Annotated in this window: 10 protein-coding genes and 1 pseudogene; 2 read left to right on the forward strand and 9 right to left on the reverse strand. The window is 71.7% G+C overall.

Annotation, left to right across the window (positions count from 1 at the left end; all coding sequences use genetic code 11):
* Positions 1-72: 72 nt before the first annotated feature.
* On the reverse strand, positions 73-735 hold the full coding sequence (locus ACIRL2_RS43255; RefSeq protein ID WP_395871233.1) for a TetR/AcrR family transcriptional regulator: 663 nt from the start codon (positions 733-735) through the stop codon (positions 73-75).
* A gap of 63 nt (positions 736-798) precedes the next feature.
* Between ACIRL2_RS43255 and ACIRL2_RS43260 the strand changes: the two genes are divergently transcribed.
* The gene (locus tag ACIRL2_RS43260; RefSeq protein WP_395871231.1) at positions 799-1,422 is read left to right on the forward strand and encodes a class I SAM-dependent methyltransferase; all 624 of its coding nucleotides are present in this window, start codon (positions 799-801) and stop codon (positions 1,420-1,422) included.
* Positions 1,423-1,517: 95 nt separating this feature from the next.
* Here the strand turns inward: ACIRL2_RS43260 and ACIRL2_RS43265 are convergent.
* Positions 1,518-1,901, reverse strand: a pseudogene (locus tag ACIRL2_RS43265) (hypothetical protein); the annotation flags it as partial.
* A gap of 724 nt (positions 1,902-2,625) precedes the next feature.
* Positions 2,626-3,381, reverse strand: a complete 756-nt coding sequence (locus tag ACIRL2_RS43270; RefSeq protein WP_402240028.1) for a MerR family transcriptional regulator — start codon at positions 3,379-3,381, stop codon at positions 2,626-2,628.
* Between the two features lie 355 nt (positions 3,382-3,736).
* On the opposite strand from ACIRL2_RS43270, the gene ACIRL2_RS43275 reads away from it, so the two are divergent.
* Positions 3,737-3,883 (forward strand): hypothetical protein, encoded by a 147-nt coding sequence (locus ACIRL2_RS43275; protein ID WP_402240031.1) that lies wholly within the window; start codon positions 3,737-3,739, stop codon positions 3,881-3,883.
* Positions 3,884-4,124: 241 nt separating this feature from the next.
* Here the strand turns inward: ACIRL2_RS43275 and ACIRL2_RS43280 are convergent, their stop codons facing one another.
* The 6 genes from ACIRL2_RS43280 to ACIRL2_RS43305 form a co-directional block, all read right to left on the reverse strand.
* The gene (locus ACIRL2_RS43280; protein WP_402240034.1) at positions 4,125-4,448 is read right to left on the reverse strand and encodes a hypothetical protein; all 324 of its coding nucleotides are present in this window, start codon (positions 4,446-4,448) and stop codon (positions 4,125-4,127) included.
* Positions 4,449-4,532: 84 nt separating this feature from the next.
* Positions 4,533-4,916: a replication-relaxation family protein gene (locus ACIRL2_RS43285; RefSeq protein ID WP_402240146.1), complete on the reverse strand. Its 384-nt coding sequence runs from the start codon at positions 4,914-4,916 to the stop codon at positions 4,533-4,535.
* A gap of 514 nt (positions 4,917-5,430) precedes the next feature.
* Positions 5,431-6,405: a replication-relaxation family protein gene (locus ACIRL2_RS43290; protein ID WP_402240037.1), complete on the reverse strand. Its 975-nt coding sequence runs from the start codon at positions 6,403-6,405 to the stop codon at positions 5,431-5,433.
* A 1,075-nt stretch (positions 6,406-7,480) separates the two neighbouring features.
* Positions 7,481-8,599: a DUF4037 domain-containing protein gene (locus ACIRL2_RS43295; protein ID WP_395871217.1), complete on the reverse strand. Its 1,119-nt coding sequence runs from the start codon at positions 8,597-8,599 to the stop codon at positions 7,481-7,483.
* Positions 8,600-9,801: 1,202 nt separating this feature from the next.
* Positions 9,802-11,253: an AAA family ATPase gene (locus tag ACIRL2_RS43300; RefSeq protein WP_402240040.1), complete on the reverse strand. Its 1,452-nt coding sequence runs from the start codon at positions 11,251-11,253 to the stop codon at positions 9,802-9,804.
* Positions 11,250-12,821, reverse strand: a complete 1,572-nt coding sequence (locus ACIRL2_RS43305; RefSeq protein ID WP_402240042.1) for a Mu transposase C-terminal domain-containing protein — start codon at positions 12,819-12,821, stop codon at positions 11,250-11,252. The genes ACIRL2_RS43300 and ACIRL2_RS43305 overlap by 4 nt, the downstream gene beginning before the upstream one ends.
* Between the last annotated feature and the right edge of the window lie 103 nt (positions 12,822-12,924).

Below are 12,924 nucleotides of genomic sequence, written 5' to 3' on the forward strand. Positions count from 1 at the left end.
CCCTTCGCTCCCGGCGGGTTGTGTTCGGTGCAGCGGGGCGAGCGTTCCGGTAGCCGCAGCCGGGTCGCCGACCTACTTGTGGTCGGTACAGAGGTGGGCGGTCAGGGTCGCACCAACCCACTCCTCCCAGGCGTCGGGGGACCAGCCCCGGTCGCGGACGAAGATCAGGTACAGCTCCGGGCTGAGAAGCCCGTACAGCAGGTCGGCGGCCCGCGCGGCGTCGATGTCGGGGCGGGCGTCGGGCTTGGAGGTCAGGGCCTTCGCCGCGGCGTGCTGGACGGTGTAGCGCGGGTCGGGGCCGGCGGGCCACTGCGCGGCGATCTCCGGGTCCGTGGCGGCGGCAGCCGCGATCAGCGGCACGATCGGGGCGACCCGGCCGAGGATGTCGCGCACGCCCCGTATGTGGGCGCGCAGTTGCCCGGCCGCAGTGGGCTCCGCGCACGCGCTGTGGAACCAGTCCCGGTCCATCGTGGCGACCGGCTCGGCGTCGCCCGCGATGGACGTGTCGACGACGTCCTTGAACAGCGCGCGCTTGTTGCGGAACACGAAGTACACGGTCTGGACGGCCACACCCGCGCGATCCGCGACCTCCTGAAGGCTGGTCGCGCCGTATCCCTGCGCGACGAACAGGTCCCGCGCCGCCGCGACGATCCTCTCGCGGGTGAGCCGCGAGCGCTCGGCCCGCTTGTCGGGACGCTTGACGTCTTGTTCGTCGGATCCCTTGACCGTGTCCATGCCGGGAGTATATCTCTAGAGTTCGTCATTAGAGCTGGACTCTAGATTCTTGTAGGGGTAGTGATGAGTGAGACTCGAACGCCTGCGGAACTCGACCAAGAGGCATTGGTGCGCCGCGTGTTGGAGGACTTCTACCGGGACGGCAAGCCGCCGTGGGACAGCGGCATCACGCCGCCCGAGCTGGTGGCCCTGGTAGAGGGGCCCGGTGCGCTGATGCCGGGCCGGGTCCTCGAACTCGGCTGCGGCACCGGGACCAACGCCGTGTACCTGGCCCGGCACGGGTGGCGGGTGACGGCCGTCGACCTGGTCGACCGCGCGGTCCGGCAGGCGAGGGAGAAGGCCGACGCGGCCGGAGCGGACGTCACGGTGCTGTGCGGGGACGCCACCCGACTCGACGAGGTGGGCGTACCCGGCCCGTACGACCTGTTCTTCGACCTGAGCTGCTACTGCGGAATACCACCGCACCGCCGCGACGCCTACGCCGCCGGCCTCACCGAGCGTGCCGCCCCCGGCGCACGACTGCTGATGTTCGGATACGGGCCCGGGGCGTTCGACGACACGTGGTCCGGCGCCACCGCCGACGAACTCACCGCCAGGTTCGCCGGGTGGGAGCTGACCGACGTGACGCCGGGTACGAACCCGGTCCCCACGTTCTGGTTCACGCTGCGCCGTGCCACCGCCGCATGAGCCCGGTCGCACCGGGCAACTTCCCGGAGCCCGTCGGCGGCGGGGCCTCGGGCGTCGCCTGATTCCGCGCGCCCTCCCGGAACCACACGCAGCGAGCGCACGGCGCCGGTGCCGACGGCGGCGTTGAAACGCCCGATCAACACGCGCTCCAGGAGGCGTAGTCGGGTGGCGTAGGTGGACGAGGCGGCGTGCAGGTCAAGGCGGCCGGCGTCGGGATCGTAGTGGCCGGCGGTCACCTTGTCGGCGTACTCGGGGCAGGCCCGGGGCCCTCGACTTCCCCTCGGCGAGGGGCCGCGGGGCCACACCACCGCACGGCTCGGCGGGAGGAGCCCTGCCGAAAGCCGGATCGAACCGATCGGCCGACGCACGCCCGCCGGGCAAGCGGGCACCGGGCCCGCCGTCGCGTCTCGGGGGGCACCCCCCGAGGCACACGGGACGGGCACCGCCGGATCCGGCACTCGCGGCGCCGTTGCGCTCACGTCGGGTCGAGACCGTCACAGTCGGGGCGGGTGGGCCGAAGCACGCGACGCCCGCGCTGGTCCGGTCGCGGGAGAAGCACTCGCACGCCGCCCGAACGAAGCCCCGCAACGATCACCCTGAGGCCACAGGCGCGGAGAGGCGCGGGATTCGGGCATCTTGAAAGAAGAAGCCGGCGATCACGGGATTCACCCGTCCGGCCCCGCTTCCGTCCTCGGTCACGCAGGGGTGGGCGGCCCGGCGACGCACGGGGGCGGCCGCCGGTCAGCGCCCGGCCCCGGTGGCGCCGCTGGGCGTACAGCGTGCCGGGGACGATGCTCGTGGCGGTGCTCATGGGCATCGGTGAGGAGGCCGGTCACCACCTGATGACCGGCGCCGTCCCCGCCCTCGCGCGCGTCGTGCGATGGCACCGCCGTGAGTCGGCGGCGACAATCCCGGATTGTCGCCGCCGACTCGCTCGCGACGTCGTTCCGACGGCGTTGGTGTCGAAGACGATCACGGCACTCCCTGGTCGGGCGTCCCCGTGGCTTTGTTCACGACTTCCGACAGCGATTGTTCAGCGCGTCGGGAGGCGGTCTTTCGTGAGGGAAGTCGTTGTTCACGGGAATGGGCGGCACCGTGTCGAGGCGCCCCCAGCCGGTCATCGGGATCGAACATCGTCGGACCGCCCGTGACGTCACGCGACCGCCATCGCGGTTCTTCCCCCGATGGCGGTCGCGTCGTGTCTCAGTTCAGTCGGGTGGTGTAGGCCTCGATGGCGTCGCGCTGGTACGCGGCCAGGCCGGAAGCGATGGCCTCGTACGCGGCGCGCCACGTCTCGTTGTCGACGACGGAGCGTCCGATGGCCCGGTAGTCCTCGGCGGTGGCTGCGCGCAGTGCGCTCAGTGCCCGGTACTGGGTGTCGATTTCGGCCAGGACCGGGTCGGCGTCGGCCCGGTGGCCTGCGGTCATGAGTTCGGCCAGCCGGATCATCTGCGCGGTGCGCTCACGGTGCGCGGCGTCGGCGTCGGCCTGGCTCATCGCGTCGGCGCGTCGTGCGACCTCTTCGGCGAGTTCGGGGAAGTCGCGCATGTTCTCCTCGTAATGGGAGGGCGCCACGCCTTCGAAGAGGTTCTCCGGTCGGTTGATGGTCACGGGGTTGCCGTCCTTCCTGGACTGTTCCAGTTCGGCGATCGTGCGGGAGACGGTGCCGGCCAGTGTGTCGAGGCGGTCCCGTTCCGCGAGGAGGCGCCGGTGGTGGCCCCGCAGGGCGTTCACCTCGTCGACCTTGTCCGACAGGATCCGGCCGATCTCCGGCAGCCCGACGCCCAGCGCCCGCAACACGAGGATCTGTTGCAGCCGCAGCAGCTGACGCTCCTCGTAGTAGCGGTGCCCGTTGGCCCCGATCCGGGCCGGCGGCAGCAAACCCGTCTCGTCGTAGTGACGCAGTGTCCGGGCGGTCACGCCCGACATCCGGGCCACCTCCGAGATCGGCCAGTCCATCACGACTCCCGCACATGTGTTGTCGCCAGGCCGGTTTCTCCGGCCCTGGTCACGACGGTAGGAGCTGCCGCAACGGCAACTTCAACCCCGAGACCCGAGATCCTCGCAATCGAACGCGCACGGTCCACAACCCAGCCGGAACAGCCTCCGATTGCTGCCGAAAACTCTCTCGTGAACATCCGACCCGGGCCCAGAGCCACGGTGCCTCCCGAACCGCCGTGGAAACGCTGTCGTCTCTCGTGAACAGAGCCAGTCCCCGCACATCCACCCTCCCTCGCCCCTTCGCCCGCGATTTGCGACAACGTCGTCAGATGCCGCCCGAAGGCGTGGGCCCCCTGGAACCCAGGCTTCACATATGCGACCTCAACTTGAGGCGCAGCCCTGCCTGCTGCGCGCCCCGCCCTGCCCCGCCGAGGCCTGCGCCGCCGAGGCCTGCGCCGCCGAGGCCTGCGCCGCCGAGGCCTGCGCCGCCGAGGCCTGCGCCGCCGGAGGAAACGGATGAGGAGACGAGCCGTTGTTCGTCGATGCCTCGGCAGGGCCTCGGGCAGGGCGAGAAAGAAGGACGTCTCCCCGCACCGAAGGATGCGAGTAGAGGTGTCGGCGTGATCGCGGCTGCGCGGACAAGGGGGTTGACCAGCCTGTTCGTCCCCGGGGGCGCGGTCGGCTCGATGCACCCCTGGGGACACGCCCCGGTTTACCCCTTGTCCGCGCGGGGCCGGGGGGTCGGGGGGTCGGGGGGTCGGTCACACGATGGTGGTGCAGATCCGGCGGTGGGTGGGGCCGTGCTCGGCGAGCTGCTCGAGGGTGGTCGCGTACACGCGCATCACCCGGCGGTCCAAGGCGCGCATCGCGTGCAGGGCCGGGCGCACCCGGTCGATCCGGCGGCGCAGCACGCTCGGGTCGGCGCCGGTGGTCACGATCCACAGCGGCGGGCATGCGTGGCCGGGGTATTGCTCGCGCCATGCGGCGCAGGTGGAGCCGTTGAGTTGGTGGGGTCCTTCGTGGATGCGGTGTTCGGCCCAGCGGGTCCAGGTGTCGATCTTGGTGGCGAGGCGGTGCAGGGGCATGGTGGCGCGGTCGAGTTCGATCAGGCGTACTCCGGTGTCGCGGTGGTCGGTGGTGTCAAGGCGGGCGACGGCGTCGGCGGTGAGTCAGCGGCGCTCGAGGCGGTGTTCGACTTCGACGTCCCAGCCGGTGATGGGGCCGGCTCGGTGGCGTACGCACGCGGCGGCGGTGACGGTGACGGTGACGGCGAGGGCGAGGGCGAGGGCGTGGGCGGCCAGGCCGCCGCGCAGGGCGGCCTCGCCGGTCGCGGCGCGCGGTCGGTGCGGGGCGCCGGACGCGGTGATCGTGGCCTGGCCGGCGCGGGTGAGATGCCAGACGTCGGTGCGGCCGTGGCGCACTCGTGCGACCAGGCCGCGTTCCTCTTGGGTGAGGGTGACGCGGCGCACGTAGGCGGTGCTCGCGTGGCCGGGGGTGAGCAGTTCGCGCAGCTGGGCGAGCGTGGCGACGCGGACGCAGCCGAGGGCTGCCAGGACCGGGCGCGCAACACCACCTCGCCGACGCCGTCACCGGACACGGACGGGGACTTCGGGCGGGGTTCGTGCCGCGGTTCCGGTCGAAGTCGTTTGGGCATGGCGGGCTCCTCGCTGCCGGGGCGCCCCCACTGGGCACCACCCGGTGCGTCGGAGAGTGCACCCACCCCTTGTCCCCCGTCTGTACGACGCTGTGACCAGCACGAACGCGCGTGCGGTCGAAACACCGACAGACATCGGACAAGGGGTCCGATACATCCGTTTTTCGCCTTGGCCAGGGCGGTTCAAGACGGTTGCCCCCTTGACCACCCCCTGTTGTCCTGATTCGCCGGAACCACCGCCACCGCCACCGCACCGGACGGCCCGGCGTGGTGGCAAGGCGCGTGAGTGCGCACCAAGAACGGTGCGGTGCGGTGCGGACCGCGCGGTGCACTGCGGTGCGCGGTGCCGGTGCGGTGCCGTGCGGTGCCGGTGCCGGTGCCGGTGCGGTGCCGGTGCGGTGCCGGTGCGGGTACTACCAGGGGTCGGATTCGTCGACGTCGAACCAGGCGTCGGCCGCCGACGGCGCATCGAACCGAGCCCGGCCGGGCGCACGGGTCGTCCCGGTCTCGAAGGGCGAAGGTGCGCCCGGTGTGAGCTGTGCCAGGCGCAGGCGGGGAGGTCGTGCGTTCAGTGGGAGCCACAGGGTTTCGGCCGGGGAGGTTCCCGGTGTCCACACGCCGGTGGCGATCGGCACAGCGGTGGAGGTGCGTTCGAGTGCGGCGCGGGCCTCGGTCGCACGGCGGGTGGTGGTGAAGACGAACAGCACGAGGGGGCGTTCGTGGCCGAACAGCTCGTCGGCCTCCCAACCGTCCGCGGCGCGGGGATCGAGGGACAGCAGGGCGGCGTAGCGGTCGATCTTGTCGACGAGGCGGGCCAGGCGTTCCGTGCCGGTGTCGTACTCGAGGGCGACGGTGGATCGGGCGTCGCCCTCCCGCCAGGTCAGGACGGCATCGGGGCGTGCCTGGTGCGAATGGATGCCGGGATCGGGCATCTCCCGTTCGCTGAGCCGGCGTTCGACCTCGGTGTCGGGGTGGGTGCGGGCGTGGGCTTCCAGGGCGGTGTGGAAACCGTTGACGCCCAAGAGGTGGCGGAGGCGGCTGGGGGATTTGAGGCCGAGTTCGCGGTCGCGGCGGGCCCGGCGGATCGCCGGCTTCGTCTCCTCTTCCGCGTCGATGGCCACCGCCGCGGCGCCTGCGGGGGCCAGGACGAAGTGCGAGGGATACGAGCCGCGGTCCGCCCTGGGGCGGAACCGGTGGACGGCCTGCATGGCTTCGAGTTGCTGCATGCGGTGGCGGGCGGTGACCGGGCTGTCGAACGCCAACTCGGCGATCTGAGGGGTGGTCAACATCCGGCGGGTGGCCAACGTGCTCAGGATCAGACGATCCCGATCGGTCAGCGTGACGTTGAGCTTTTGGATACGAGACAACGCGACTTCGTCGGCGGACATCGCGAACTCCTCTTCTACTCGGTGGGGGAACCAGGCGGCGCCGGCCGGGGCGCGGCGGCCGGCCGGCGCAGGAGGGCGGCACAGGACGGAACGCCGACCCCGGGCAAGGCGAGCCGGGCGAGACGAACGGGCCAGGCATGGCCGGGCCAGGAAGGCCCGAGGGTCGGGCGGGGCCGGAACGGTAGAGGCCGGGACAGCCGGAAGGAGCAGGTCGTGAAAGATGACGGCCGACCGTGGCAACGAGGGTGTGGACAGCAATTCGCGCGGCTGCCGCAGGGATTGGAGAGAGAACACTTCTCTACAAACAGTCCGGGGCATCATTTGCCCGCATTCAGGCCCCGCGACCTGCGCGAACGAAAAGAGACCCCCGGACGATGAGAGCGTCCGCCGAAGTTGCCACCCGACTTGCCGCCCGAGTTGCCGGGGGCACGTCCGAGGACGAAACAGCTACAAGTCGGACGCAACGGCCGGACGTGGGCGAGCCATCGCCGGAGGCGGGAATCCGGGGGCGCGGCGCAGACTCGGGCAAGACCCGACGGCGGCCCCACAGGGAGCCAGGAGCGACCCGCATGCGGCGAACACCGGGGATCGCACCCGCGATCGGCAACACACCCCGAACGCGGACGACTTCCAGTAGGCACCACCTGCCCCCGCCGGCGCAAGACCTTCATCGGGCGGTGTGCGGTGTCCTCCCCGCGCTCGCCGCGCCGCCGGATGCTCGCGCGGGGTTGGTGTCCGGCCATGCCGCGCGGCCTCGCAGCCGAGGATGCATCGAGAGTGCACGCACCTGGCGCGAAGGTGGCACGGAAGTGGCACGGCCAACTGGTAGGGCGCGACCGACGACGGCCCGGCGCAGCAGCGGTGAACGGCACCACGCGGGCAGGTGCGTCGAAGGTGCGCGGGAGGTGCGCGGGAGGTTGCATGGCCGGGTGGTAGTGGGCGCGTCCGGCTTCTCGCCGTGGCGGTGCGGGTCCGGCTCGCGACCTGTGACCAGCGGTGTCGGCGTACGGCCTCGGATTCCCCAGCTGCCTACAGACCAACGTTCCCGATTCTCGGGCCGCTTCGTCTTCTCCCTTTAGCCGCTTGAGACGGAGTTCCCGGGCGGCGGGATCGTTGCGCACGTGGCGGCGCGCGTCAGTTCCGGACGGCTGAGCACGTCGGTGCTGTCGACGAACTGGTCGACGGTGCCGATCGTGGGCAGGGAACCGATCCCCGGGTCGGTGATGCGGGTCCGCAGCGCCGCGGTGAAACGCTCGGCGTGCAGAACCCGAAACGGCCTGCTGTGGTAGGGCCGTGGGGCGGGGTCGACAGGGTCGGTGAGGCCGAGCTCGTTGTGTACGGCCGCGACGGTCTCGTAGGCGCGGGCCAAGTGGTGCTCACGGGTGTGCCAGTCGGTGGCGGCGAGGACCGCGGTGAGGACCGGGGTGAGGGCGGGTGCCCGGGGAGTGCGGGCGAAGGCGCTGCCGAGCCACTTGCCGTAGGGCGGGTAGCGGCGCTCCATGAGCAGGCAGAGCCGCATCAGATCGCGCACCAGCCGGGCCGCGACGACGGCTGAGCCGAGTTCGTCGCCGACTTCGCCGCAGCGGCCGACAAAGGCCTCCTCCTGGGAGATGCGCTGCCACTGGCAGGCGAGCAGGTGGAGCCAGAGGTCGTGGGGGTACCAGGCGAGGTTGGCGCGTGCCGGTGCCAGTTGACCGAGTCCGTCGTGGAAGACGGCGCCGGCGGTGACCTCGGCGAGGAGCTGGGTGGGGGTGGCGAGCCAGTCCGCCGGGGTGACGTCCGTACGCGGGTCGAAGCCCAGTTGTGCGGTGAACCAGGCGCCCGGGTCGGTGACTTCGACGCGGTGGTGGACCGGTCCGTCGGTTGCCTGCATGACGCGGATGCCCGCGTCGCCGGTGGCGGCGAAGTGCGTCGGGTAGCCGAGGAAGGTCTTCGGCAGGCGTTCGGAAAGCAGTGCCGTGATCCTCGCGCCGTGGCGGGCGACGTCCCGCGGGTGCAGGTGGATCTGCAGGCGGGGTCCCCACTCGTGGTCGGCGGAGCGGTCGGTGTCGAACCCGAGGACTTCCGAACCACTGCCGAGGCGGGCGGCGGAGTGCGCGATCCCGGGGGCGGCCTCGTCCAGGAGGGGCCGTACGGCTTCGAGGTAGAAGCGGAGGGAGAGTTCCAGTCCGGGAACGAAGGACGGCGTGGTCATGCCAGGGAGGGTGCCTGATCGGCGTGCGGACGGTCGAAGGCTTTTCCACGTCCGGCAGAGCCGCCGTCGCCTGCGCGTACGTCCGGTCCGAACCGCCCACTGCAGCTGCAGCCGCGGCCGGGCGACATCCGTCAGCACACCAGAACCTGTCCGCGCTCATCCGTACGCGGCTGAAAACGTTCCCGTGTACGCCGACAGGCGGTGTCGTTGGGTCCGTGGTGACCACCGATTCGCCCCGCTCGCGCCTGACCGTCGTCGTTGCGGTCTGCCACCTGTGCGAGGACCAGGCCCCGGCGACGACGAACCGGCCGTGACCCTGCGACCCGTGCACGGTTCACCCCGGCCGGTACGACTGTGCGCGCGTTGCCGGAACATCCGGCCCGGCCGCGCGAGCGGCGAACTCGTCGCCCACGACTGGACCCGGGCCTTCCTCGAACGCGAGATCACCACCTCGGGCAGGGACCACAGAGCCGGCCGATGGCTGCCCCACCGCGACGAACTCCACTGCGCACAACACCTGCACGCGACCACCCGGACGCAAAGCGCCGTCGAACACGCCCTGCGCGACGCCGGACCCCACGTGAGCGCCGGCCGCCTGCTCCACGTCGTCCAACCCCCTGCCCCGACTCCCCGCATACGTCCACGACGGCGACCCCGCCCTGCGCACCCTGCGCCGATTCCTGGACATGCTCACGACAGGCCCGGCATAGCCCGGGCGAGACCAGGCGGCCGATCGATCGACCCACTCGTCCAGGGGCGACACACCGTCCGGCGCCGGAACTCGGGCGGGAACACGGCGGGCGCAGCGGCGGAACCCCGGGAAAGGACGACCCGACGCCGTGCCCCTTACGCGCCACCTGTCCTGACCCGGCGCCGGCGAACGTCCCGACGTGATCGAGGCGGTGTGGGATGCGGACGTACGTTGCGGCGTTCGGGTCATCGCCGGCCCGTCCGGTGCTCGCGAGGACCGCACGGTGGTGGCTCGCGTGCTCGATGGGGGGCTTCGAGTTCCGGAGCCGGCCGTGGCAATCGGGGTGTTGCGGGGCCGCCAATGCCCTTTGGCGACCTTCCGACGGGGAAGCTCGGGGCCGGGTTGTGGGGCTTACTGCGACGTGGATGTGGAGGGCGTTGCGGTGCGGGATCGGTGTGTCGTGGGCGGGCGGTGGGGGTGGGGACGAGGCGGAATCTGCCGGTGGTTCGGATCAGGTACGCCACGGAGTCCTCGTGTCGGCCTGTGGGGTGGGGGCCGACGTTGCCCGGTGGGGGTGTCCACGGCACGATCTCCCTGCCGGAGGAACCCGCCGGCGGACCGGGGAGAGTGAACAAGTCGTAGTCCCCGTGGTGGTGGCGCGCGCGGGCCCGGCTGGGGAAGCCGTACCACCAGGTGCGATCGGTTCCCGGTGTCGGCCTGGACCACGCCCACAGGAGGAGCGGCGGCGCGGCGATCGCCGCGGTCGCGGCGAGAGCCCACAGCGGGGCAGGCCGAACACCATGACGGCGAGCCAGGGCGCGGCGAGGCCGAGGGAGGCGACCATGGCGAACCCGCCGCCCTCGTCGACGTATTGATCCACGGTCATGGGGCTTTCCATGTGCCTGCGGTATCCGGGCGGTGGGCACCACACCGCGGGGAGCACGGGGCGGCGCTTCGGACGGCGGTAGAGGTGGTGGGCAAGGTGCGCCAGGCCCTGGTTGCGCAGTTGTCTGCGCAGACTGCGGCGTTCCTGCCGCATCGAGATGCCGGGATGGCGCAACACCTTGACCGTGTCCTCGGTTCGGCCCGCGCGGTGCAGGGCCTCGACCACGTCGACCGGGGTACGCAGCGACCCCATGCTGTGCCAGGCCGACGACATGTACATGACGACGAGAGCATGGAAAGTCGAAGCCTTCGAGCCGGTGGAGCCGAGACGGCTGAAGGCCCAGCGGAGCACCTCCCGGTCGACGCGGGTACGGCCGGTGGGTTCGAGGGCTGTGTGGGCGTGGGCGGTCAGGCGGGCCCAGTTGCGGAAGTTGCCGTGGGCGGCGTGCTGGTCGGCGTAGGCGATGTCGTTCCGGTCGGCGTCGGCCCAGATGGGGTGGTAGAGCGGGATGACGTCCAGGACCTCCTCGGGGGTGAGACGGCTGATGCGCTGCCAGATGAAGATCCGGGAGGACAGCATCGGCTCCTTGCGCAGGGTCTGGTGGCAGCCTTCTCTTCCCACGAAGACGATCGCGACCTGGGTGTACGGGTCATCCCAGATGTAGCGGACGTATTCCAGTTGGTCGCTGGAGAGCCACTGTGCCTCGTCGAGGACGAGGGTGCGGGGGCGGGCGGCGAGTTCGGTCTTGAGGAGGTGGTCGAACTCGCCGGCGTAGCGCGGGGGCCGGCCCGGCAGCCCGAGGCTGGTGAACAGCTCGTGGCGCACCGCGCGGGTGGTGGGACGGGCGTGGAAGGTGATGCGGTGGATGTCCTGGTCGGGTTCGAGTTCGCGCAGACAGCTGGTGACCGCCACGGTCTTGCCGAAGCCGGCGCCGCCGTGGATGCACGTCATCGCGCGGGCGGCGATCGTGTCGGCCAGGTTTTCCCGCACGGTGAGCAGCGCGCGGGTGGTCACCAGACGCGCATCGGGCAGGCGGACGTATTGGTCGGTGGGCGCGGGCGGCAGGCGAGGGGTCATCTGGGGTCCTCTTGGGCGGGGGTGGGTGCCGAGTCGGTGGGCCGGGTGCGGGCTTTGAGCGTGTCGGGGGTGGCCCAGTCGGCCGGGGGCGGGGCGGGCGGGATCAGGTCGGGCAGCGCCAGTCGGGCGAGGTCGTCTTCGTGGTGGTGGGCGAGTTCCCGGGCGGCCTCGGGCACGGTGATGGCGTCCAGGCGGTGTGCCGGGGTGGGCTGGGTGACCGGGGCGAATCGGTCCCGGCGCAGTTGCTCGGCGGCTTTGGCCTCGGCGCGCAGGCGACGGGCGCGGGCCGCGCGGGCGCGGCGCAGTGCGGTGCGTTGTTCGTCGGTGGCCTGGTCGGCGAGGTGTGCGGTGCCCAGGCGGCGGCCGTGGAGGGTGCAGACCTCGATCTCGTGGGTGTGGTGGGGCGTGAACCGCACCCTGACCTCGCGGCCGGCCTGCCCGGTCATCCAGTCGGCGATGTAGTCGCGGTTGCGGAAGCACACACCGTGGCTGGTGATCGTTCGAGTGCGGCCGTCGTCTTCGAGGGTGAAGGACCATACGTCCGCCGCGGGGATGTCGTTGAGCGGGGTCGGGTCGGCCTGCCATGCCTGTAGTGGGGTGGCGCCGTTCAGGGCGGCGGGGCGGTGCTCGGTGTTCCACCACGTCGCCCAGGCCGGGAGTTCGGCGGTGAAGTCGCGGAAGGACTGCGCGGGGCCTGTGGGTGTGCGGTCGGGTCGTCGGCGGGGTTGTTTGGGGGTGTGGCCGGGCAGTGCGGCGAACAGCATCGTCTCCACGCAGTGGGTGAGGTTCTCGATGCCGCCCTTCAGGTGGGGGCTGTAGGGCGGCAGGACGGTGATGTCGGCGTCCAGGGCGGTGAGCGCGGTGGTCACGGTGCGGGAGAGGAAGTCCCTGCCGCGGTCGAACCGCACGTGCTCGGGCAGCCCGCCGAACGGGCCGTAGGGGTCGGTGCGCACGATCGCGGAGCGCAACGCGGCCAGGACCGAGGCCCGCGTCGGGTAGCCGGGGGTGACGGTGACGCCGGTGATCGCCTTGGTCGCGCAATCGATGAACCACGTGACATACGGGTGGACGAGGTCGCCGTCGGCGTCCACACGCAGCGGGGCCTGGACGTGGTCGGCTTCCCAGGTGTGGTTGCGCCAGGTCCGGGGACGCTTGGCGAACACGTCCAACGCGCGGGCGGCTTCGGGACCCTTGCGGTAGCCGACCCGCTCCCCCGCCGTCAGATCCCGGCGCAGTGCGCGCAGGAACGTCGACAACGACGGCACCGGATCCAGCAACGGCGCGGCGGCCTGCGGCGCGCCGCCCGGCCTGGCGCCCGTACGGGCGCGGGTGACGAGCTCACGGTGGACCGCGGAGGCGTTGCCGCGCCAGTACGCCAGCAACACCCGGATGTCCGGGGTGATCTCGAACCGGTCGTCGCCGCGGGCACCCGGGTGCGCGGGCGTGGTGGTGGCATCGGCCAGCCATCGCCACACCGTGCGCTCCGACACTCCCAGACATTGCGCCGTCGTACGGACGTGACCGGTGGTGAGTTCACGCCGGGAACGCAAGTCCAGGAGGCTTCTCACGGCCGGCGCCCGCAATGCCGTCCGCGAAATGGCGTCGAGTTCCGGTGAGGCGACAGGGACGAGACGGGTCTCGTCGGCCTGCCGGTGCGTGTCGTCCGGGCCC

It is taken from the genome of Embleya sp. NPDC127516, assembly GCF_044765325.1.
Taxonomy (GTDB): Bacteria; Actinomycetota; Actinomycetes; order Streptomycetales; family Streptomycetaceae; genus Embleya.